This window comes from Streptomyces sp. NPDC058880 (assembly GCF_042742535.1).
Classification (GTDB): Bacteria; Actinomycetota; Actinomycetes; order Streptomycetales; family Streptomycetaceae; genus Streptomyces.
On the sequence record NZ_JBHYMC010000041.1, the window covers coordinates 1 to 20,348 of the forward strand.

Annotated in this window: 18 protein-coding genes and 5 tRNA genes; 13 read left to right on the top strand and 10 right to left on the bottom strand. The window is 69.8% G+C overall.

Annotated elements, in window-relative coordinates; translation table 11 throughout:
- Nucleotides 1-143: 143 nt before the first annotated feature.
- From ACFW2G_RS21920 to ACFW2G_RS21955, 8 genes are all read right to left on the bottom strand, one after another.
- The gene (locus ACFW2G_RS21920; RefSeq protein WP_007266770.1) at nt 144-728 is read right to left on the bottom strand and encodes an ATP/GTP-binding protein; all 585 of its coding nucleotides are present in this window, start codon (nt 726-728) and stop codon (nt 144-146) included.
- On the bottom strand, nt 709-1,251 hold the full coding sequence (locus ACFW2G_RS21925) for a DUF742 domain-containing protein (RefSeq protein ID WP_037928231.1): 543 nt from the start codon (nt 1,249-1,251) through the stop codon (nt 709-711). Before ACFW2G_RS21925 ends, ACFW2G_RS21920 begins: the two co-directional genes overlap by 20 nt.
- 93 nt (nt 1,252-1,344) lie before the next feature.
- Nucleotides 1,345-1,758: a roadblock/LC7 domain-containing protein gene (locus ACFW2G_RS21930; RefSeq protein WP_319722215.1), complete on the bottom strand. Its 414-nt coding sequence runs from the start codon at nt 1,756-1,758 to the stop codon at nt 1,345-1,347.
- Between the two features lie 10 nt (nt 1,759-1,768).
- Nucleotides 1,769-4,954, bottom strand: coding sequence for a nitrate- and nitrite sensing domain-containing protein (locus ACFW2G_RS21935; RefSeq protein ID WP_037928233.1), 3,186 nt, complete (start codon nt 4,952-4,954; stop codon nt 1,769-1,771).
- A 309-nt stretch (nt 4,955-5,263) separates the two neighbouring features.
- A complete protein-coding gene (locus ACFW2G_RS21940; protein ID WP_046776286.1) occupies nt 5,264-5,845 on the bottom strand; it encodes an ATP/GTP-binding protein in 582 nt (193 codons plus the stop codon).
- Nucleotides 5,826-6,218 (bottom strand): DUF742 domain-containing protein, encoded by a 393-nt coding sequence (locus ACFW2G_RS21945; RefSeq protein WP_030037344.1) that lies wholly within the window; start codon nt 6,216-6,218, stop codon nt 5,826-5,828. Before ACFW2G_RS21945 ends, ACFW2G_RS21940 begins: the two co-directional genes overlap by 20 nt.
- Before the next feature lie 152 nt (nt 6,219-6,370).
- Nucleotides 6,371-6,784: a roadblock/LC7 domain-containing protein gene (locus ACFW2G_RS21950; protein WP_030708442.1), complete on the bottom strand. Its 414-nt coding sequence runs from the start codon at nt 6,782-6,784 to the stop codon at nt 6,371-6,373.
- 9 nt (nt 6,785-6,793) lie between these two features.
- Entirely contained in the window at nt 6,794-10,402 is a 3,609-nt protein-coding gene (locus ACFW2G_RS21955) for a nitrate- and nitrite sensing domain-containing protein (RefSeq protein WP_384582359.1), read from the bottom strand.
- Nucleotides 10,403-10,981: 579 nt separating this feature from the next.
- Here ACFW2G_RS21955 and ACFW2G_RS21960 point away from each other — a divergent pair.
- From ACFW2G_RS21960 to ACFW2G_RS22000, 9 genes are all read left to right on the top strand, one after another.
- Nucleotides 10,982-11,167: a hypothetical protein gene (locus tag ACFW2G_RS21960; protein WP_037928238.1), complete on the top strand. Its 186-nt coding sequence runs from the start codon at nt 10,982-10,984 to the stop codon at nt 11,165-11,167.
- 97 nt (nt 11,168-11,264) lie between these two features.
- Nucleotides 11,265-12,053 carry a fumarylacetoacetate hydrolase family protein gene (locus ACFW2G_RS21965; protein WP_384582361.1) on the top strand — a complete coding sequence of 263 codons (789 nt, stop codon included), beginning with the start codon at nt 11,265-11,267 and terminating at the stop codon, nt 12,051-12,053.
- Nucleotides 12,046-13,521, top strand: a complete 1,476-nt coding sequence (gene gltX / locus ACFW2G_RS21970; RefSeq protein WP_384450458.1) for a glutamate--tRNA ligase — start codon at nt 12,046-12,048, stop codon at nt 13,519-13,521. The genes ACFW2G_RS21965 and gltX overlap by 8 nt, the downstream gene beginning before the upstream one ends.
- A gap of 223 nt (nt 13,522-13,744) precedes the next feature.
- Complete coding sequence (locus tag ACFW2G_RS21975; RefSeq protein ID WP_384582363.1) at nt 13,745-14,473, top strand: HAD family hydrolase; 729 nt, start codon at nt 13,745-13,747, stop codon at nt 14,471-14,473.
- An 84-nt stretch (nt 14,474-14,557) separates the two neighbouring features.
- Nucleotides 14,558-14,629, top strand: a tRNA-Gln gene (locus ACFW2G_RS21980).
- A gap of 27 nt (nt 14,630-14,656) precedes the next feature.
- Nucleotides 14,657-14,729: transfer RNA gene (locus ACFW2G_RS21985), tRNA-Glu, on the top strand.
- Between the two features lie 63 nt (nt 14,730-14,792).
- A tRNA-Glu gene (locus ACFW2G_RS21990) sits at nt 14,793-14,865 on the top strand.
- A 21-nt stretch (nt 14,866-14,886) separates the two neighbouring features.
- Nucleotides 14,887-14,958 (top strand) — tRNA-Gln (locus tag ACFW2G_RS21995).
- A 14-nt stretch (nt 14,959-14,972) separates the two neighbouring features.
- Nucleotides 14,973-15,045, top strand: a tRNA-Glu gene (locus ACFW2G_RS22000).
- Nucleotides 15,046-15,203: 158 nt separating this feature from the next.
- Here ACFW2G_RS22000 and ndgR read toward each other — a convergent pair.
- Complete coding sequence (ndgR, locus tag ACFW2G_RS22005; protein WP_007266782.1) at nt 15,204-15,920, bottom strand: IclR family transcriptional regulator NdgR; 717 nt, start codon at nt 15,918-15,920, stop codon at nt 15,204-15,206.
- Nucleotides 15,921-16,104: 184 nt separating this feature from the next.
- Between ndgR and leuC the strand changes: the two genes are divergently transcribed.
- The 4 genes from leuC (at nt 16,105) to ACFW2G_RS22025 (ending at nt 19,313) form a co-directional block, all read left to right on the top strand.
- Nucleotides 16,105-17,529, top strand: a complete 1,425-nt coding sequence (leuC, locus tag ACFW2G_RS22010) for a 3-isopropylmalate dehydratase large subunit (RefSeq protein WP_037931113.1) — start codon at nt 16,105-16,107, stop codon at nt 17,527-17,529.
- Between the two features lie 3 nt (nt 17,530-17,532).
- Complete coding sequence (gene leuD / locus ACFW2G_RS22015) at nt 17,533-18,126, top strand: 3-isopropylmalate dehydratase small subunit (RefSeq protein WP_384450462.1); 594 nt, start codon at nt 17,533-17,535, stop codon at nt 18,124-18,126.
- Nucleotides 18,127-18,263: 137 nt separating this feature from the next.
- Complete coding sequence (locus ACFW2G_RS22020) at nt 18,264-18,491, top strand: hypothetical protein (protein WP_030009267.1); 228 nt, start codon at nt 18,264-18,266, stop codon at nt 18,489-18,491.
- A gap of 144 nt (nt 18,492-18,635) precedes the next feature.
- A complete protein-coding gene (locus tag ACFW2G_RS22025) occupies nt 18,636-19,313 on the top strand; it encodes an HU family DNA-binding protein (protein WP_384450465.1) in 678 nt (225 codons plus the stop codon).
- 104 nt (nt 19,314-19,417) lie between these two features.
- Here the strand turns inward: ACFW2G_RS22025 and cofC are convergent, their stop codons facing one another.
- Entirely contained in the window at nt 19,418-20,299 is an 882-nt protein-coding gene (cofC, locus tag ACFW2G_RS22030; protein WP_384582365.1) for a 2-phospho-L-lactate guanylyltransferase, read from the bottom strand.
- Nucleotides 20,300-20,348 lie beyond the last annotated feature (49 nt).

The window sequence follows — 20,348 nt, forward strand, 5'->3', positions numbered from 1 at the left end:
CGTCCAGGGTGCGGGGCCTTCCGCGTGTCGGCACGGGTGTCGGCGCCCGTACGGCCGTGCCTGCCCGGTGGGCTCCGCGGAATGCGCGTACGGCAAAGGCCCCCGCGTCGTGGACGCGGGGGCCGGCCGGATACGGCTGCCGCCTACCGCAGACGTGCCATGAGGGCGTGCTCGACGAGCGTGATCAGCGCGCTCTTGGCGTCCGCGCGGTGGCGGGCGTCGGTGGTGATGATCGGGGCGTCCGGGCCGATCTGCAGGGCCTCGCGGACTTCCTCCGGCGTGTAGGGCTGGTGTCCGTCGAAGCCGTTGAGGGCGATGACGAAGGGCAGGCCGCTGTTCTCGAAGTAGTCGACCGCGGGGAAGCAGTCGGCGAGGCGGCGCGTGTCGACGAGCACGACGGCCCCGATGGCGCCGCGGACGAGGTCGTCCCACATGAACCAGAAGCGGTCCTGGCCGGGCGTGCCGAACAGGTAGAGGATCAGGTCCTGGTCGAGCGTGATGCGGCCGAAGTCCATGGCGACCGTGGTGGTCGTCTTGTCACCGGTGTGGGTGAGGTCGTCGATGCCCGCGCTCGCGGACGTCATGACGGCTTCGGTGCGCAGCGGGTTGATCTCGGACACGGCTCCGACGAACGTGGTCTTGCCCACGCCGAAGCCGCCCGCCACCACGATCTTCGCGGAGGTGGTGGAGCGGGGAGCCGCTCCGCCGTTAGAGCTTGCGAAGTCCACTGAGCACCCTTTCGAGCAGTGTCACGTCTGGCTGGCCACCGGCAGACTCGTCGCCGCCGGGCTGGTGAATGGCGACTAGGCCCGCCTCCGCCAGGTCGGCTACGAGAATGCGGGCGACACCAAGAGGAATAGAGAGGAGTGCCGAGATCTCCGCGACGGATTTGATCTCCTGGCACAGGCGGCAGATGCGCTGGTGCTCGGGCAACTGCCCTTGCAGACGAGCGGGATCCGCCGTGGTACTAACCAGCGCCTCGATGGCGAGCTGGTAGCGCGGCCGAGTACGGCCGCCGGTCATCGCGTACGGACGCACCAGCGGGTTGTGGGCCTTCGGGGCCGGCTGCCGCGCGGCACGCGGAGGCACCTGACCGGGCATCTGGGGCTGCTGGGGCTGTCCGTACTGCTGGTAGTGGTTCTGCTCCGGCACGGGCCGGCTTGGCGCGGAGGGGAAGTTGAAGCGGTTCTGGTCGTGCCCACCCTGCGGCTGCTGCGAGCCGCCATAAGGATGTCCTCCGGGTGTTGTCACGTCTCCTCCTCCGACTCCAAGAACGCAGTACTCCCTGTGGAGCCGCGCCACCGCACCCTACGGTGCGATGGCGCGAAACGCACTGCTTGTTTGCTAGTTGAGAAGGCTCCCCTGCAGTTCGGCGCGCAGGTCCGGGGTGAGGACACTGCCCGCGCGATCGACCAGAAGGGCCATCTCGTAGCCCACGAGGCCGATGTCGCACTCCGGGTGCGCCAGCACCGCGAGGGACGATCCGTCGGAGACGGACATGAGGAACAGGAATCCCCGGTCCATCTCGACCACGGTCTGGTTGACGGCGCCGCCCTCGAAGATGCGGGAGGCACCGGCGGTCAGCGAGGTCAGACCGGAGGCCACGGCCGCCAGCTGATCGGCGCGATCGCGGGGGAAACCCTCGGACATGGCCAGAAGGAGGCCGTCGGCGGAGACCACCACCGTGTGCGACACCCCGGGGGTGTTGTCCACGAAGTTGGTGATCAACCAGTTCAGGTTCTGTGCCGCCTGGCTCATCGGGCTCACACTAACGCTCCTGGTCATAGCTGTTACTTGACTGCTCAGTACCCGCGCTGCGTCCCTGCTGGACACCCCGCCGCAGGTTGCTCAACCTGCCGCGGACGTCCTCCGGAGCGCGGGAGACCTGGGGGCCGCCCTGCGGGGTCGTCTCCGCTGCACCCTCGACCAGGTTGGCCTTGGGCACTCGCCGAGGGAGGCCGGACGAGGTGACCCCGCCCGCCTTCGGCTCACGGAGTTTGGCGGCCTGCTGCCAGCGCTCGTCGTTACCCGAGCGCCACGGCGTGCCACCGTCCTGGTCCTGCTCCGCCGCCGCGGCCTGGCGCTGACGCGGCGACCGCTGCTCGAAGAGGGACCCGGAGGACTCCGCTTCCTGCTGTGCCGACTGCCACTGCTGCTGGCTGCCGCGTCGCGGCAGGCCCGCCCCGGTCATTTCGTGACCGGTGTCGGCAGCGGCGCCCGGACGGTCGAAGCCTACGCGCTCTGCGGCCGGTTCGGGGACGGCCTGGGATTCCGATTCAGTCCCGTAATCCTGCTGGTAGGCAGCCGGATACGTGTTCTGTTCGGGCCACTCGGCTTGCCCCGACTGGGCTTCGTAGCTTCCGTCGTAGCTCTGCGTGCTCGCCTGCTGGTCCGGGTAGCCGTCTTCCGTATAGGCGTAGTCCTGCTGCGGGTACGCCTCGTACCCAGGCTGCGCACCCTGTCCGTCGTACGCGGGTTCGTATCCCTGCTCGGACTGCTGCTCGTAACCCTGGTACGGCTGGTACCCGTGCTCGGGCTGAGGTTCCGGATAGTCCTGGCCGCCCTGGTCGGCGTAGCCCTGCTGCTCCTGCGGGAAGCCGACCTGGGCCTCCAGCGCGGCCCGCCGCTCCTCGCGGCCGAGCGAACGCCCGACCGGGTCGAGGCCGTGCGGCTCGCCGCCCTGCTCGTAGCGCGAGTCGTCGAAGCCGAGCTCCGCGGCCGTGCGCATCGGAGCGGCCTGCTGGGCCTTCTGCTCCGGAATGATCTGGGAGACCGTGAAGTCGTCGTCCGGGATGCCCTCGCCACCGCCACCGTGCGTGATCGCGTCGGGAAGCATGATCAGCGAAGTGGTGCCCGCGGCCTCGCCCGAGGGACGCAGCTGGACGCGGATGTTGTGGCGGTCCGCCAGCCGGCCGACCACGAACAGACCCATGCGCTGCGAGATGGCGGCGTCCACGGTCGGCGGGTTGGCGAGCTTGTGGTTGATGTCCGCGAAGTCCTCGGCGGTGAGGCCGATGCCCTTGTCGTGGATCTCGACCATCACGCGGCCGTCGGGCAGACGCGTGGCGTTGACGCGGACCTTGGTCTGCGGGGAGGAGAAGGTGGTGGCGTTCTCCAGCAGCTCGGCGAGCAGGTGCACGAGGTCGGTCACGGCCTGGCCGTGGATCTCGGCCTCGGAGACACCGGAGAGCTCGATGCGCTCGTACTGCTCCACCTCGGAGGAGGCGGCGCGGAGCACGTCGACGAGGGGCACCGGCTGGTCCCAGCGGCGGCCCGGCTCCTCGCCCGCGAGGATGAGGAGGTTCTCGCCGTTGCGGCGCATGCGGGTGGCCAGGTGGTCCAGGCGGAAGAGGTTCTCCAGCTGGTCCGGGTCGGCCTCGTTGTTCTCCAGGTCGGTGATCAGGGTCAGCTGGCCCTCGATCAACGACTGGTTGCGGATGGAGAGGTTCGTGAAGATCGCGTTGACGTTGCCCCGCAGCAGCGCCTGCTCCGCGGCGAGCCGCACCGCTTCGCGGTGGACCTGGTCGAAGGCGCGGGCAACCTCACCGATCTCGTCCTGCGAGTCGATCGGGATCGGCAGTACGCGGGTGTCGACCTTGCCCGGATCGGCGCGCGAGAGCTGGTCGACGAGCGACGGCAGGCGCTGCTCGGCGACGTCGAAGGCGGCGGTGCGCAGGGTGCCCATGGCACGGCCCATCTGGCGGGCCATCATGCCGGCCAGGATGAAGGCCGCCAGCAGGGCCACGACGACGATGGCGCCGTTGGTGATGGCGTCGGCGCGGGCGTCGTCGGAGACCGCCACGGCGTCGTTGACGGCCTTCTCGAGGAGTTCCTTCTCGATCTCGTCGTAGCCGTCGAACTTGGAGGTGGCGGCGAACTGCCACGCCGCAGGCGTGGTGCCACCCTCGATGATCTTCTTCTTGGGCTCGCCGCTGGCGATCGCCTCGGTCATGCCGGTCAGGATCGACTTGTTGACCGGCGAGACGGGCGGGGTCTTGAAGGGGGTGCCGGCCTGCTCGGCGGCGGCCTTGGCCTCGGCGAGCTTGGCGGCGCCCTCTTCGGACTTCTTCGCCATAACCGTCTTCAGACGGTTCACGTCCTCCTCGGTACCCGCCGCGACGTACTCGCCGATGGCGATGTCCTCGAGGTAGGCGTACGAGGAGAAGGCTACGAGCTGGGCCTTGCGGGTGTTCTCGTCGGTGCTCGGGCGCACCAGCAGGTGCGTGCCGACGGAGCGCTGGAGCGAGTTCGCCGCCTTGGCCAGCTGGATCGCGTAGACCATGCGGCCGTACGAGGTCACGTTCCCGGTGCCGAGACCGAGCTCGTTGGCGAACTGCATGAGGTAGTGCTGGACGGTGACGTAGCCCTCTTCGGTCGGAATCGGGCCGAACGAAGAAGGCGGGTTCTTCTTGGGGCTCTCGATACCGGCCTGGTAGGCCGTCTGGCGGACGTCTGTCAGCTTGGGCTCCTCCGCGCGGAAGAGCTCCAGGCGCCGCTCCATACCCTGGTTTTCGGGCAGGTTCTTGACGGCCTCGTCGAACTTCTCCTTGGCCGCGCCGGTCGCCGCGTAGGCCTTGCTGACCCTGGCGTCGTTGGTCTGGCCGTTCAGGAGCGGCTCGGCAGTGAGGTCACGCTCGTTGAGCAGTGCCTGGCTGTACTCCGAGGCGGCCTGGACGACCCGGGCTATCTGCTCGGCATCCTTGGCCTCGTTCCAGGTGTCGACGGAGCCCTTCACCTGGAAGCCGCCCATGACCAGGCCCACGAGGGCCGGCACGAGCAGGATGGCGTTCAGGCGGGTCGGCACGCGCCAGTTGCGGGGAGAGAACCTGCTGGTGCTCCCGCTCTTCACCGGCGGTTCCACGGGCACGTCGGCGGGCGACGCGGCCGCTCGCGGCGGCGGGGTGAAGTTGCCGCGCGCGGATTCATCCGCGGGGCTTGCGTTGCTTCGCCTCACTCGACCAACAACCTCTCGGCGGTACTACTAGCTAGTTCGTTGAATTCCAGCACGGTTGACGGCCCTGTTCCAAACAGTTGAAATCTGTGAGTCCTGGAGACCTATGCCTCACATAAACCGGACATAAAGAGCGTCCCGCTGCAAATGTCGGGTGAGTTGTGAGCACAGCGGTACCAGACGAACGCATCCCGTTGCCAACCGGCTTCAATTCTCTGTCGAAACGTTATGAACGACAGGGGCGGGCCGTGTCATAGGACACAGCCCGCCCCTGTCGTACGGCAGTTGGCGCCGCACCGCCGCCCGGGCCCGTTACTTCAGACGCGCCATGAGGGCGTGCTCGACGAGCGTGATCAGCGCGCTCTTGGCGTCCGCGCGGTGGCGGGCGTCGGTGGTGATGATCGGCGCGCCGGGCCCGATCTGCAGGGCCTCGCGGACTTCCTCCGGCGTGTAGGGCTGGTGCCCCTCGAAGCCGTTGAGAGCCACGACGAAGGGCAGGCCGCTGTTCTCGAAGTAGTCGACCGCGGGGAAGCAGTCGGCGAGGCGGCGCGTGTCGACGAGCACGATCGCCCCGATGGCGCCGCGGACGAGGTCGTCCCACATGAACCAGAAGCGGTCCTGGCCGGGCGTGCCGAACAGGTAGAGGATCAGGTCCTGGTCGAGCGTGATGCGGCCGAAGTCCATGGCGACCGTGGTGGTCGTCTTGTCACCGGTGTGGGTGAGGTCGTCGATGCCCGCGCTCGCGGACGTCATGACGGCTTCGGTGCGCAGCGGGTTGATCTCGGACACGGCTCCGACGAACGTGGTCTTGCCCACGCCGAAGCCGCCCGCCACCACGATCTTCGCGGAGGTGGTGGAGCGGGGAGCCGCTCCGCTAGATGTTCCGAAGGCCACTGAGCACCCTTTCGAGCAGCGTTACATCCGGCGTGCCGCCGGCCTCTCCATTGCCTGGCTGGTGGATGGCCACCATGCCGGCCTCGGCCAGGTCGGCCACGAGGATGCGCGCCACACCGAGTGGCATGGACAGCAGCGCGGAGACCTCGGCGACCGACTTGACCTCGCGGCACAGGGTGCAGATGCGCTGGTGCTCGGGGAGCAGGCCGGACAGGTGCATCGGATCGGCGGTGGTGCTGACCAGCGCCTCGATGGCGAGCTGGTAGCGGGGCCGGGTCCGGCCGCCGGTCATCGCGTAGGGACGCACCAACGGCTGATCGCCTTCCGAGTACGAATCTCCGTACGCATCGGGGTAGGCGGGGGGCGGGGTCATGGATCCTCCGGGCTGGACAGCAGTGGTCAGCGTGCCGTCTGACGGGGCGGCCGGTGGGGGGAGCGGTATGACGGCCTGGCGGTGGTACTGGATTCCGGGGCGTGGGCCCCGGTCCCCCGGCCGGTAGTACCGTCCGGCCGGGAGAGGGGAAGTCAGCCGAGCAGGCTTCCCTGCAGTTCGGCGCGCAGGTCCGGGGTGAGGACACTGCCCGCGCGATCCACCAGAAGAGCCATCTCGTAGCCCACGAGGCCGATGTCGCACTCCGGGTGCGCCAGCACGGCCAGCGAGGACCCGTCGGAGACGGACATGAGGAACAGGAATCCCCGGTCCATCTCGACCACGGTCTGGTTGACGGCGCCGCCCTCGAAGATGCGGGAGGCACCGGCGGTCAGCGAGGTCAGACCGGAGGCCACGGCCGCCAGCTGATCGGCGCGATCGCGGGGGAAACCCTCGGACATGGCCAGAAGGAGGCCGTCGGCGGAGACCACCACCGTGTGCGACACCCCGGGGGTGTTGTCCACGAAGTTGGTGATCAACCAGTTCAGGTTCTGTGCCGCCTGGCTCATCGAACTCAACTATCGCTCCTGCTGGTAAGTGGGGTCGATGTGGTAACTGCCGGTCGTCTGGCTGTTGTTGCCAGCCTGACGGCCCTGCTGGATACCGCGTCGGAGGTTGGTCAGACGGCCGCGGACGTCGTCCGGCGCCCGCGAGACCTGCGGACCCGCCTGCGCGTCGGCCTGCTGCTGCGCGGTGCCGGCCACGAGGTTCGCCCGCGGGACCCGGCGGGGCAGCCCCGACGTCGTGATGCCGCCCGCGGCGGGCTGGCGCACGCGCTCGGCCTGCCGCATCAGCTCGTCGTTCGGGGAGGACTTCCAACTTACGGTCGGCATGCTGCCGGTCGTCGTCTGGGCCTGGTCGGCCGCGTGCTCCTGGCCGCGCTGCGGCAGCTGGTGCTGCTGCGGGGCCGTCGGTGCGGACTGCTGCGGCTGGTGGGGTACGGCCGGGACCTGCGCGGGGGGCTGCTGCCCCTCCTCGCGGAACCAGTTCGACTCCAGGGTGTCGAAGATCGGGCTGCGGGCCTCGCCGGAGCTCTGGGCCGGCGGCAGTGCCTCGGGCCGCTGCGGCTGGGGCAGTCGCGGGGCCTCGGGCTGGGCAGGCGCGTACTCGCCACCGGGCCGCTGGGCCTGGGGCTGGCGGGCGAACCCGCCGACACCGGGGCCGCCGGGCCGCTGGGGCTGGTAGCCCGGCCGCTCGAACTGGCCGGTGGTGGACGGGTCGACGGGGCCCCGCACGTCCGGACGCTCGAACTGCCCGGTGGTGCTGCCCGCGCCGTCGCCCTGAGGCATCGGAGCGTTGAAGTCCGGGCGCGCGAACTCCGACGTCGAGCCGGGGCCCGAGAGCTCGTCGTGGCCGCGGGCCTGGTCGGAGCCCCAACTGGTGGCCTGCGGGCCGGGCAGCTCCGGACGGGCGCCGCCGCGCGGCGGCAGTTGACCGCCCGGGGCCTGGGCCGCGGGACCGGTCGGCTGCTGCTGAGCCTGCTGCGGCTGGTGCTGCTGCGGACGCTCGAAGCCGCTGCCCTGCTGGAAGCCGGAGCCGCCGGGGGAGGCCGGACGGCCCTGCGGGCCGCCGCCGTAGCCGACGCTGGGCACCGGGCCGCGCGTCGGCAGCGGGCCGGAACCGAAGGCACCCTGGCCCTGTCCCGCGGTGGTCTGGCCCGGCTGCGGACGGACGCCGGGAGCACCCGGACCGCCCTGCTGCGGGGGCCGGCCCCCCTGGGGACGCTGCGGGCCGGGAGCGCCGTCCCGACCGGGCAGGGCGGCGCGCTGGCCACCTCCGCCGACCTGGCCGCGCTGCGGGCCCGCGCCCACGGTGGGACGTGCGCCCGGACCGGGCACGGAAGCCTGGCCGGCAGAACCGCCCTGGGTACCGGGTCCGCCCTGGGCACCGCCCTGGCCCGGCGTCGGGCCAGGCTTCTTGCCGCCCTGGGCGACGTCGACCGGGAGCATGACGAGGGCCGTCGTACCACCCGAGTCGGAGGGACGCAGCTGGATGCGGATGCCGTGTCGCAGGGACAGGCGGCCGACCACGAACAGACCCATGCGGCGGGAGACGGAGACGTCCACGGTGGGCGGCGACGCGAGCCGCTCGTTGATCGCGGCGAGGTCCTCGGGGGAGAGGCCGATACCGGTGTCGTGGATCTCGACGAGCACGCGGCCGTCGGGCAGCGCGTGGCCGGTGACCTTGACCTTGGTCTGCGGGGAGGAGAACGAGGTGGCGTTCTCCAGCAGCTCTGCGAGCACGTGCACGAGGTCGTTGACGACGCGGCCGGCGACATCGGTGCCGGGCACCGAGGCCAGCTCGACGCGCTCGTACTGCTCCACCTCGGACGCGGCGGCGCGGAGCACGTCGACGAGCGGGACGGGGCGGGTCCACCGGCGGCCCGGCTCCTCGCCCGCGAGGACGAGGAGGTTCTCGCCGTTACGGCGCATGCGGGTCGCGAGGTGGTCGAGCTTGAAGAGGGAGGACAGCTGGTCCGGGTCGGCCTCGCGTGACTCCAGCTCGGAGATGAGCGAGAGCTGACGCTGGATGAGGCCCTGCGAGCGGCGCGAGAGGTTGGTGAACATCGCGTTGACGTTGCCTCGCAGAAGTGCCTGCTCGGCAGCGAGGCGGACGGCCTCGCGGTGCACGTCGTCGAACGCCGCGGCCACCTGGCCGATCTCGTCGCGGGTGTGCACGCCGACCGACTCCACCGAGGTGTCCACGTCCTGCGGGTCGGACTCGGAGAGCTGCTTGACGAGCTCGGGCAGACGGTCCTGGGCGACCCGGGTCGCGGTGTCCTGCAGGCGGCGCAGCGAGCGGATCATCGAGCGGGCCATGACGAAGGCGCCGACGATGGAGACACCGAGGACGAGGAGGATCAGCGCACCGTTGATGATGGCGTCCTGCTGGGCCTCGTTCTTCAGCTCGCGGGCCTTCTGCTCCATCTCCTCCAGGAGGGTCAGCTCGATGACCTTCATCGCCTGGAGCTTGGTGCCGTCGGCGTCGTACCAGTCCAGCCAGGACCGGTTCTTCTCGCGGAGGAAGGCGTCCTGGCTGGCCAGCACGCGGCGGGCGTAGTGGTCCGCGCCGGAGATCTCGGAGTTGCTGTCGCCCAGGCCCGCGAGGAGCTCCTCGGTGCGGCCCTGGTAGACGAGCTCGAAGGTGGTCTTCGCCTGCTGCTCGCCCTTCTGGGCGGAGAGGGCGTAGAGACGGTCGTTCTCCTCGAGCTTGCCCTGCTTGTCCGAGGTCTCGGGCAGCGAGGCGGCGATGATCGCGCGCTGGATGGAGGCGTATTCCTTGGCGGCGGAGAACGCGGCCAGGGCACGGGTACGCTTGATCATCTCCGGGTTGGAGGTGGCCTGCGCCATGTCCTGGGAGAGCGAGAGCAGCGAGACGATCATCGCGTTGTACTCGCTGACGGTCTGCTGGGCGCCGTTGACGTACGCCTTGTCGCGGATCGTCTTGAGGTTGGCGACCTGACGGCCGATCTGCAGCACGTTGTTGCGGATCGACTTGAGGGTGTCGTCCCGCTCCCCCGTGCTGTCGATCCGGTCGGTCGCGGCGGCGAAGGCTTCGACGGCGGTGTCGGTCTGCGTGCGCGCACCGTCGACACTGCTGTTGGTCTTGCCCTGCGACAGCGACAGCGGACCCGCGGAGAGGTCGCGCTCCTCCTGGAGCATGGCGGCCAGGTTGGTGGCCTGACGCGTCATGGTCGTCAGCAGCTGCATGTGCTCCAGCTGCGCGATCTCGTTGAGCGAGTCGTTGATACGGAAGCCACCGAGCGTGGTGGCGGCGACGACCGGCAGGGTCAGCAGCGACACGAGTCGCGTGCTGATGCGCCAGTTCTGCATGGCGAGGCGAGAACCGGGCCCGCTGGGGGCCTTGGGTATCGCCGCGTCATGCTCGGCCGCACCGGCCTTGTCCTTGGCCTTCAAGGCCTTGACGGACTTCACGCGGCCCTTGGCCTTCACCGCAGCGGCAGCGTCGGGGCCTGCGCCTTCGACGGCCGGCCCGCGGTTCTGGGCGTGCTGGGGCGAGGAGCCACGGTCGGTCCCGCCGCGCGGCTCCTGCTCCGCCGCAGCTTCCCCACGGCCCTGGCGGGCCTGGGGAGACCCCTTGCCATCCCTCTTGAATCGTCCCTGCACTAGCGTCGCAACCTCTGGACCAGGCGCCCCGCCGGGTGAACGGCGGAACGGTGTCGAGTCGTGGGGCGCTTTCGGCCCCATGGTGGTCGTCGGTGACCGGCGCGTCTCCCTTTCTTTCCGCCGCTCGGCGCTGAGTCGCGCCACCTGCGCGCCGGACTGAGTCCCGCGGCGGTCCCGCGAATTCCAGCACAGTGGCGGATCTCCAACAAGGTGCGCGTGCTCCCCCGGAGAGTCGGTCACGGCTTGTGACGCTCGCGCTACAGGATGTGTGACCACATTCGGTTGAAAACGGACTTACGTCATCCAAACAACGCGGCTGTCAAGGTGTCCCAGTCGCGATGATCAGGAGCGGAATGACGCATTCAGTGGCGCAATGTCCGTTTCTCCGCCCCTTATTGACTATCCTTTATGGGGGTAATGTCCGGTCGCGGGTGAGCAAACTCACATAGCCGTGGCCATTACTTCCCGGTTCGCCGGGGGATTCAGATGTTTAGCCTTGCCCCTTGAAGGGTTGGCGTCAGGGCCGGTCTCTCGCGCCCGCCGACATCCACAGGACCGAACCGAGGACCCCGAACTCCGATGAAGACCACGACGATGTTCCGCAACATAGCCAACCCCCGCCGCACCACCCTCGCGCACCTCAAGGACGCTGAGGAGCTGCAGGCGGCACCGGCCTCCCCGGAGCACGCCGTCGAGCTGCCGACGCAGACCGCCAACCCCCGGCGCACCGTCCTGATGGACGCGCCGGTCGCCGCCGCGCAGTAAGCCGTCCCGCACGGAACGTGAGGCGCTGCCGCCTGCCGCGTTAGCCTGGGGAACGCAGACTCCAGCCAGCGGAAATACAGAGGGGCAGACGCAACACGTGCGCATCGCCAGGTTCTCGATCGACGGCAATGTCGCGTTCGGCGCGGTCGAGGGCGACGCCGCCCCCGGCAACGAAGCGTCGCTCGTGCTCGACATCATCAAGGGCATCCCGTTCGCGGACTTCGGGCTCTCGGGCACCAAGGTCCCGCTGAGCAAGGTCCGGCTCCTGCCGCCCGTGCTCCCGAACAAGGTCGTGGCCATCGGCCGCAACTACGCGGAGCACGCGGCAGAGCTCGGCAACGAGGTCCCGGACGCCCCCATCACCTTCTTCAAGCCGTCCACCTCGGTGGTCGGCCCGGGTGACCCGATCACCTACCCCTCCTTCTCCCAGGACCTGCACCACGAGGCGGAGCTCGCCGTGGTCATCGGCCGCATGTGCCGAGAGGTCCCCAAGGAGCGCGTCAAGGACGTCATCCTCGGCTACACCTGCGCCAACGACGTCACGGCGCGCGACGTCCAGCAGCGGGAGAAGCAGTGGGCCCGGGCCAAGGGCTTCGACAGCTCCTGCCCCCTCGGCCCGTGGATCGAGACCGACCTCGACCCGAGCGACCTGGCCATCCAGTGCACGGTCAACGGCCGGCAGCGCCAGCTGGGCCGCACCAGTGACATGGTCCGTTCCATCGAGGACCTGGTCGTCCACATCACCGAGGCCATGACGCTGCTCCCCGGCGACGTCATCCTCACGGGGACCCCGGCCGGAGTCGGCCCCCTCAACGTCGGCGACGAGGTCGCCGTCACCATCGAAGGCATCGGCACTCTCACCAACAAGGTGATCAAGCGTGGTTAACGGACCAGTCCGCGTACGTTTCTGTCCCTCCCCGACCGGCAACCCCCATGTGGGCCTGGTCCGCACCGCCCTTTTCAACTGGGCGTTCGCGCGCCACCACGGCGGTACGTTCGTCTTCCGCATCGAGGACACCGACGCGGCCCGCGACTCCGAGGAGTCCTACGACCAGCTGCTCGACTCGCTGCGCTGGCTCGGCTTCACGTGGGACGAGGGCCCCGAGGTCGGCGGCCCGCACGCCCCGTACCGCCAGTCCGAGCGCATGGACATCTACCGGGACGTCGCGCAGAAGCTGCTGGACGGCGGCTATGCCTACCACTGCTACTGCAGCACCGAGGAGCTCGACGCGCGCCGCGCCGCCGCCCGCGCGGCCGGCAGGCCCTCCGGCTACGACGGCCACTGCCGCGAGCTCAGCACCGTCCAGATCGAGGCGTACCAGGGCGAGCACCGCCCCGCGATCGTCCGCTTCCGGATGCCCGACGAGCCCATCACCTTCACCGACCTGGTCCGCGGCGAGCTGACCTTCACCCCGGAGAACGTGCCGGACTTCGGCATCGTCCGGGCCAACGGCGCCCCGCTCTACACCCTGGTCAACCCCGTGGACGACGCGCTGATGGAGATCACGCACGTCCTGCGCGGCGAGGACCTCCTCTCCTCGACCCCGCGCCAGATCGCCCTCTACGCGGCGCTGATCGAGCTGGGCGTCGCCAAGGGCACCCCCGCCTTCGGACACCTGCCGTACGTGATGGGCGAGGGCAACAAGAAGCTGTCCAAGCGCGACCCCGAGGCCTCGCTCAACCTGTACCGCGAGCGCGGCTTCCTCCCCGAGGGCCTGCTGAACTACCTCTCGCTCCTCGGCTGGTCCTTCTCCAAGGACCAGGACGTCTTCTCGATCGAGGAGATGGTCCAGAAGTTCGACATCGACGGCGTGAACGCCAACCCGGCGCGCTTCGACCTCAAGAAGGCCGAGTCGATCAACGGCGACCACATCCGCCTGCTCGACCCGAAGGTGTTCGCGGACCGCTGCGCCCCGTGGCTGCAGGCTCCGCACGCCAACTGGGAGCCCGAGGACTTCGACACGGAGGCCTGGGAGCGCATCGCGCCGTACGCCCAGACGCGGGTGGGCGTGCTGTCGGAGATCACCGCCAACGTCGACTTCCTGTTCCGCAAGGAGCCCGTCGAGGACCAGGCCTCCTGGGACAAGGCGATGAAGGGCGAGCCGGCGGCCCTGCTGACCACCGCCCGCGAGAAGCTGGCCGGCGCCGACTGGTCTGACCCCGAGTCCCTCAAGCAGGCCGTCCTGACCGCCGGTGAGGCCCACGGCCTCAAGCTCGGCAAGGCCCAGGCCCCCGTCCGCGTGGCCGTCACCGGCCGCACGGTCGGCCTGCCGCTCTTCGAGTCCCTGGAGATCCTGGGCAAGGAGCGCTCGCTGGCCCGCATCGACGCGGCCCTGGCCAAGCTGGCCGGCTGAGCCGCGCGCGTCCCCGTACGTCCCGCAGGGGGCGGCGTCCGTACCCCGGCCGCCGCCCCCTGCGGCGTTCCGCCCGCGGTGCGCAGAGCCTGCCCGGCAGCGGACCGGCGGTGCCGCGGAAACGGCCGCCACGCGCCCGCGGGGCCGTGCCGCGCACCCCGTCCCGTGACGGACTTCCCCGTCGCGGCCCCCGCGCGGGTGCCCGCGGCGTAGGCTCGGGCACATGCCGATCCGCGCCGTGCTGTGGGACATCGACGACACCCTCTTCGACTACACGGGGGCCGACGCGACCGGGCTCGCCGCACAGCTGGGGGCCGTCCGACCGGCCGGGTGGCACGGGACGCCCGCACGGGCACTCGCCCGCTGGCGGGAGATCACCGACCGTCACTGGGCGCGCTTCGCGGCGGGGGTGGGCACCTTCCAGGGGCAGCGGCAGGAGCGGGTGCGGGAGTTCCTCGACGAGCCCGGGATGACCGAGGCCGAGGCCGACGCCTGGTTCGACAGTTACGTCGAGCACTACAAGGCCGCCTGGACGGTCTTCCCGGACGTGGTTCCGGCGCTCGACGCCCTCGCGGCCGGGTACCGGCACGGGGTGCTCTCCAACTCCTCCGCCGCCAACCAGGACCCCAAGCTGCGCCACCTGGGGCTGCGCGAGCGCTTCGAGGTGCTGGTCTGCGCCGTCGAACTCGGTGTGAGCAAGCCCGAGGCGGAGGCGTTCCTGGCCGCGTGCGAGGCGCTCGGACTGCCGCCGGGGGAGGTGGCGTACGTGGGGGACCAACCCGAGATCGACGCGCGCGGAGCCCGTGACGCGGGGCTGCTGGCCGTCTGGATCGACCGGGCCGGCGGCCGGGGGCCGGGACCCGAGGGGGCGCACCGCATCGAAGGCCTTGACCGACTGCCGGAGCTGCTGGCACGGGATACCCGTTTTGGAGCACGGTCAGGCATCCGGTAATGTTCTTTCTGCGCCGCCGGAGCGGGCCGAAAGGCCGGACGGAGGCGCCACTCGAAACAAAAGCCCCAAGGGCTTGACTTTCGGTGGGGTATAGTGTAATTGGCAACACGAGGGTTTCTGGTTCCCTTATTCTAGGTTCGAGTCCTGGTACCCCAGCGCAGTGCAGAAGTAACGCAGTGCTTTGCCCCCGTTGTGTAGCGGCCTAGCACGCCGCCCTCTCAAGGCGGTAGCGCCGGTTCGAATCCGGTCGGGGGTACAGATCCTTCCCGCAAGATCTCCTTTGGGTAGCTCCCGGACGTCTTGATGCAGGATCGCTAGGGCCCCCGTTGTGTAGCGGCCTAGCACGCCGCCCTCTCAAGGCGGTAGCGCCGGTTCGAATCCGGTCGGGGGTACTGGTCTGGTATAGACCACATTGGGCTATGGTGTAATTGGCAACACGAAGGTTTCTGGTTCCTTTGTTCTAGGTTCGAGTCCTGGTAGCCCAGCGCAGTACAAGCAAGCCCCCGTTGTGTAGCGGCCTAGCACGCCGCCCTCTCAAGGCGGTAGCGCCGGTTCGAATCCGGTCGGGGGTACGCATGGAAGAGGCCCTCCGCGTTCACCGCGGAGGGCCTCTTCGCTGTGTTCCGTCGGGCCGGCGCGGACGCAAGTGCGGGCCCGGCGGCGCGTGTTCGGACGTGTGCGGCGTCGTACGCGCCCCCGGGCCCGGGGGTGAAGGGATGGGGGACCGGCGTCAGCCGGAGCGGCGCAGCGCCTCCGTCAGCCGTGCAGCCGCGTCGATGACGGCCTGGGCGTGCATGCGGCCCGGGTGGCGGGTCAGCCGCTCGATCGGCCCGGACACCGACACCGAGGCCACCACGCGGTTCGACGGCCCGCGCACCGGCGCCGAGACGGATGCCACACCGGGCTCCCGCTCGCCGATCGACTGCGCCCAGCCGCGGCGCCGTACGCCCGAGAGAGCCGTCGCCGTGAAGCGCGCGCCCTGCAGGCCGCGGTGGAGGCGCTCGGGCTCCTCCCAGGCCATCAGGATCTGGGCGGCCGAGCCGGCCTTCATCGGCAGCGTGGAGCCGACCGGGACGGTGTCCCGAAGGCCCGACAGCCGTTCCGCCGCCGCCACGCAGATACGCATGTCTCCCTGGCGACGGTAGAGCTGTGCGCTCTCGCCCGTCACATCACGGAGGTGGGTGAGTACCGGTCCCGCCGTGGCCAGCAGTCGGTCCTCGCCGGCCGCGGCGGCGAGCTCCGCCAGCCGCGGGCCGAGGATGAACCGGCCTTGCATGTCCCTCGCCACCATCCGGTGGTGTTCCAGTGCCACGGCAAGGCGATGTGCCGTGGGTCGTGCGAGCCCTGTCGCCGCGACCAGCCCGGCGAGGGTGGCCGGACCGGACTCCAGTGCGCTCAATACCAGAGCTGCCTTGTCGAGAACGCCGACGCCGCTAGAGTTGTCCATGAAACGATATTCACGTCTCACACTGTGAAACGCAAGTTCAATTTTTCCAAGAACCAGCGAGTCTGTATGTGCGGGTCCACGAACCACTGGGTCCGAGCCGTCGTCCGGGACGTGGGGTACGGGCGTCTGGCGGCACGAGATCTCTATGAAGCGCCGGCACAACCCGCCGGCCGGAGGGAAAGCGATGGGTAGGACACTCGCGGAGAAGGTCTGGGACGACCATGTCGTCCGGCGCGCCGAGGGCGAGCCCGACCTCCTCTTCATCGATCTGCACCTGCTGCACGAGGTGACCAGCCCGCAGGCCTTCGAGGGGCTGCGCCAGGCCGGCCGCAAGGTCCGGCGCCTCGACCTCACCATCGCGACCGAGGACCACAACACCCCCACCCTCGACATCGACAAGCCGATCGCGGACCCGGTCTCCCGGGCGCAGCTGGAGACGCTGCGCAGGAACTGCGCCGAGTTCGGTGTGCGCCTGCATCCGCTGGGCGACGTCGAGCAGGGCGTGGTCCACGTCGTGGGGCCGCAGCTGGGCTTGACCCAGCCGGGCATGACGGTGGTCTGCGGTGACTCGCACACCTCCACGCACGGTGCCTTCGGTGCGCTGGCCTTCGGTATCGGCACGAGTCAGGTCGAGCACGTGCTGGCCACCCAGACCCTGCCGCTGGCCCGTCCGAAGACCATGGCGATCACGGTCACCGGCGAGCTGGCCGACGGGGTCACCGCGAAGGACCTGATCCTGGCGATCATCGCGAGGATCGGCACCGGCGGTGGCCAGGGCTACATCCTGGAGTACCGCGGCGAGGCCGTCGAGAAGCTCTCGATGGAAGCCCGCATGACCATCTGCAACATGTCGATCGAGGCCGGCGCCCGGGCGGGCATGATCGCCCCCGATCAGACCACCTTCGACTACCTCCGGGGCCGCGACCACGCCCCCGTGGGCGAGGACTGGGACGCGGCCGTCGCGTACTGGAAGACCCTGCGCACCGACGAGGACGCGGTCTTCGACGCCGAGGTCGTCATCGACGGCTCCGCGCTGTCCCCGTTCGTCACCTGGGGCACCAACCCGGGCCAGGGCGCGCCGCTGTCGGCCAGCGTCCCCGACCCGGCTTCGTACGAGGACGCTTCGGAGCGCCTCGCCGCCGAAAAGGCCCTGGAGTACATGGGGTTGACCGCCGGGCAGCCGCTGCGCGACATCACGGTCGACACCGTCTTCGTAGGTTCCTGCACCAACGGCCGCATCGAGGACCTGCGCGCCGTGGCCGGGATCATCGAGGGCCGCAAAGTCGCCGACGGGGTACGGATGCTCGTCGTTCCGGGGTCGGTCCGCGTGGCCCTCCAGGCCGTGGAAGAGGGCCTGGACAAGGTCTTCAAGGAGGCCGGGGCCGAGTGGCGGCACGCGGGCTGTTCGATGTGCCTGGGCATGAACCCCGACCAACTGGCGCCCGGTGAACGCTCCGCGTCCACCTCCAACCGCAACTTCGAGGGCCGGCAGGGCAAGGGCGGGCGTACCCACCTGGTGTCCCCGCAGGTGGCCGCCGCCACAGCGGTGCTGGGCCATCTGGCCTCACCCGCCGACCTGTCCGCCGCCGACGCGACCGCCGGAGTCTGAACCATGGAAGCCTTCACCGTCCACACCGGCCGGGCCGTCCCGCTGCGCCGCAGCAACGTCGACACCGACCAGATCATCCCGGCCCACTGGCTCAAGAAGATCACCCGCGACGGCTTCGAGGACGGGCTCTTCGAGGCCTGGCGCAAGGACCCGGAGTTCGTCACGAACCGTCCGGAGCGCGCCGGTGCGACCGTGCTCGTCGCCGGCCCCGACTTCGGCACCGGATCCTCGCGCGAGCACGCCGTCTGGGCCCTGCAGAACTTCGGCTTCAAGGCGGTCATCTCCTCCCGCTTCGCCGACATCTTCCGCGGGAACTCGCTGAAGAACGGCCTGCTGACCGTGGTCCTGCCGCAGGAGACCGTCGAGCGTCTGTGGAAGCTGACGGAAGCCGACCCCACCGCCGAGATCACCGTCGACCTCGTCGACCGCCAGGTGCGCGCCGAAGGCGTCGTGGCCGAGTTCGAACTCGACGACAACGCCCGCTGGCGCCTCCTCGAAGGCCTGGACGACATCTCGCTCACCCTTCAGAACGAAGCGGACATCGCCACCTACGAAAGCACCCGCCCGGCCTTCAAGCCGCGCACGATTCAGGCCTGATTCCTGCCTGATCAGCGCTTATTCAGCCCCGGCTGATCGCGTCGACAACACCGTGCCCCCCGCCCTCCGGCGGGGGGCACAGTCGTTTGTTGAGGCCCCGTGAGGCGACAACTCGCCCCAGATGGCACAATCTGTGCATGGAACGCGACAGTCAACTCGAGCTCTACGAACTCGTCGCGGACCGGCTGAAAGAAGCACACACACGGGTGCGCTCACTGCAAGTCCCGGAGGGCGTAAGGATGGCGCTGTCCCGGAAGCTGTTGGTCGTCACGGCCGCGGCGAAGCACGATCTCGCCGATGCGGCAAGGCGCCTGGACAGGTTGATGAAGGACCTCGACGAGGGTCGATTCCCTGAAGGCGACTGATGCGAAGGAACTCCGTAACCGCCTCCGGCGTTGCGGCACTAGGGTGATTAGCCCGTTTCGTGTTTGATTTGCGGTATATATCCGCCTAACGTGCGAAATAAGCTTGAACACATTCGTTCTGGCGAAGTCTCCGAAGGGGAAGACGTGAACAAGGCGCAGCTCGTAGAAGCGATTGCCGACAAGCTGGGCGGCCGCCAGCAGGCCGCGGACGCTGTCGACGCGGTACTGGACGCCATCGTCCGCGCTACCGTCGCGGGCGACCGGGTCTCGGTCACGGGCTTCGGCTCGTTCGAGAAGGTCGACCGTCCGGCCCGTTACGCCCGCAACCCGCAGACGGGTGAGCGCGTCCGGGTCAAGAAGACCTCGGTGCCCCGATTCCGAGCCGGCCAGGGCTTCAAGGACCTGGTCAGCGGCACCAAGAAGCTGCCCAAGGGCGGCGAGGTGTCGGTGAAGAAGGCGCCGAAGGGCAGCCTCACCGGCGGTGCCTCCGCGACGGTCAAGAAGGCCGCCGCGAAGAAGGCCACCACCGCCAAGAAGGCGGCGGCAAAGACCACGGTCGCAAAGAAGACCGCGGCGAAGAAGACCGCCGCGACCGCCAAGAAGACGGCGGCGAAGAGCACGGCCGCGGCGAAGAAGGCGACGGCGACCGCCAAGAAGACCACCACCGCCAAGAAGGCCACGGCCGCGGCGAAGAAGACCACCGCCGCCGCGAAGAAGACCGCCCCGGCGGCCAAGAAGGCCACCGCGGCGACGAAGGCGCCGGCCAAGAAGACGGCGACCCGCAAGGCCACCGCGAAGAAGACCACCGCCCGCAAGAAGTAGGGGCACGAGTCACACACGCCGGGCCGGCTTCCCTCCTCGGGGAAGCCGGCCCGCGGTGCGTTCCGGGGTCGCCGGGTGCCCCGCGGACGCCGTGGCGGACCGGTTCAGAAGGTCTGGAGCGTGATCAGCGTGATCCGCAGCTCCGCGCCCGCGCCGTCCGTCTCGATGCGGACCCGCTGTCCGGGACGCAACAGCCGCAGACCGCCCGCGTCGAACGCCGGGGCCTCGAAGGACACCGGGGTGCCGTCGTCCAGCAGCACACTGCCGCTGCGGGTCTGGGAGTCGTACGTGTACGCGGTCGCCTGCATAGCCGCACTGTATCGGGCCGTGTGACGCCCCACGCCCAGGGCGAGCGCCGTCCGCAGGTCCGCCGCGGTGTCCACATCCCTTCGCACGCTGTCGACGCCCGTCAGTGCGATTTCGACGGCCCCCGAGGCGGAATGCCTCGCCCGCGAAGGGCCCCCGAAGGAAGGGGCCAATTCCACGTCCGCCGCTGCGGAAAGCAGAGTCGTCCCGATTCCGGCCGCATCCGCCAGAAATGCGCGTGGAAATACCGAGGCGTTTTCGAGCACGCGTAGCAATTCCGGGGGCCGCAGTGCCGGCAGGTCGGCGTTCATCGCCGCGACCGCGGCGGCGGGCCGCCGTTCCCGCGCCGCCCGTGCACCGTGGGCCAGGGCCGCGTTGAGCCCGGCCGCCGGGACGTCCGGGACGATCCGCGCCCCCAACCTGGCCAGTTCCACCCCGGCCGCGGGATCGTCCGTGACCACCACCACGTCCGCGACCGCGGCGCAGGCCAGCGCCCCCGCGACGGTGTCCTGGGCGAAGGCCAGGGCCAGACCCGGGCGTGAGGCCCCCACCGCTGCCGCCAGACGGCTCTTGGCCACCGACAGGGGCTTCAACGGGACCACCAGACTCCAGACGGCGTTCGTGTCGGACCCCTTTCCTCCGGTGCGCGCCGCGCCCTCCCCGGGCCAAGGACAGGTCATGGCCGGGTCATGTGTCGGCCCATTGTCGCCTTTGCCCGGGCAGCCCGGG

Coding starts and splice junctions, on each gene's coding strand:
- ACFW2G_RS21930 (WP_319722215.1), bottom strand. CDS start 1,758: ATGAGCCAGGCGGCACAGAACCTGAACTGGTTGATCACCAACTTCGTG.
- ACFW2G_RS21945 (WP_030037344.1), bottom strand. CDS start 6,218: ATGACCCCGCCCCCCGCCTACCCCGATGCGTACGGAGATTCGTACTCG.
- ACFW2G_RS21950 (WP_030708442.1), bottom strand. CDS start 6,784: ATGAGCCAGGCGGCACAGAACCTGAACTGGTTGATCACCAACTTCGTG.
- ACFW2G_RS21960 (WP_037928238.1), top strand. CDS start 10,982: ATGAAGACCACGACGATGTTCCGCAACATAGCCAACCCCCGCCGCACC.
- ACFW2G_RS21975 (WP_384582363.1), top strand. CDS start 13,745: ATGCCGATCCGCGCCGTGCTGTGGGACATCGACGACACCCTCTTCGAC.
- ndgR (WP_007266782.1), bottom strand. CDS start 15,920: ATGGACAACTCTAGCGGCGTCGGCGTTCTCGACAAGGCAGCTCTGGTA.
- leuC (WP_037931113.1), top strand. CDS start 16,105: ATGGGTAGGACACTCGCGGAGAAGGTCTGGGACGACCATGTCGTCCGG.
- leuD (WP_384450462.1), top strand. CDS start 17,533: ATGGAAGCCTTCACCGTCCACACCGGCCGGGCCGTCCCGCTGCGCCGC.
- ACFW2G_RS22020 (WP_030009267.1), top strand. CDS start 18,264: ATGGAACGCGACAGTCAACTCGAGCTCTACGAACTCGTCGCGGACCGG.
- cofC (WP_384582365.1), bottom strand. CDS start 20,299: ATGACCTGTCCTTGGCCCGGGGAGGGCGCGGCGCGCACCGGAGGAAAG.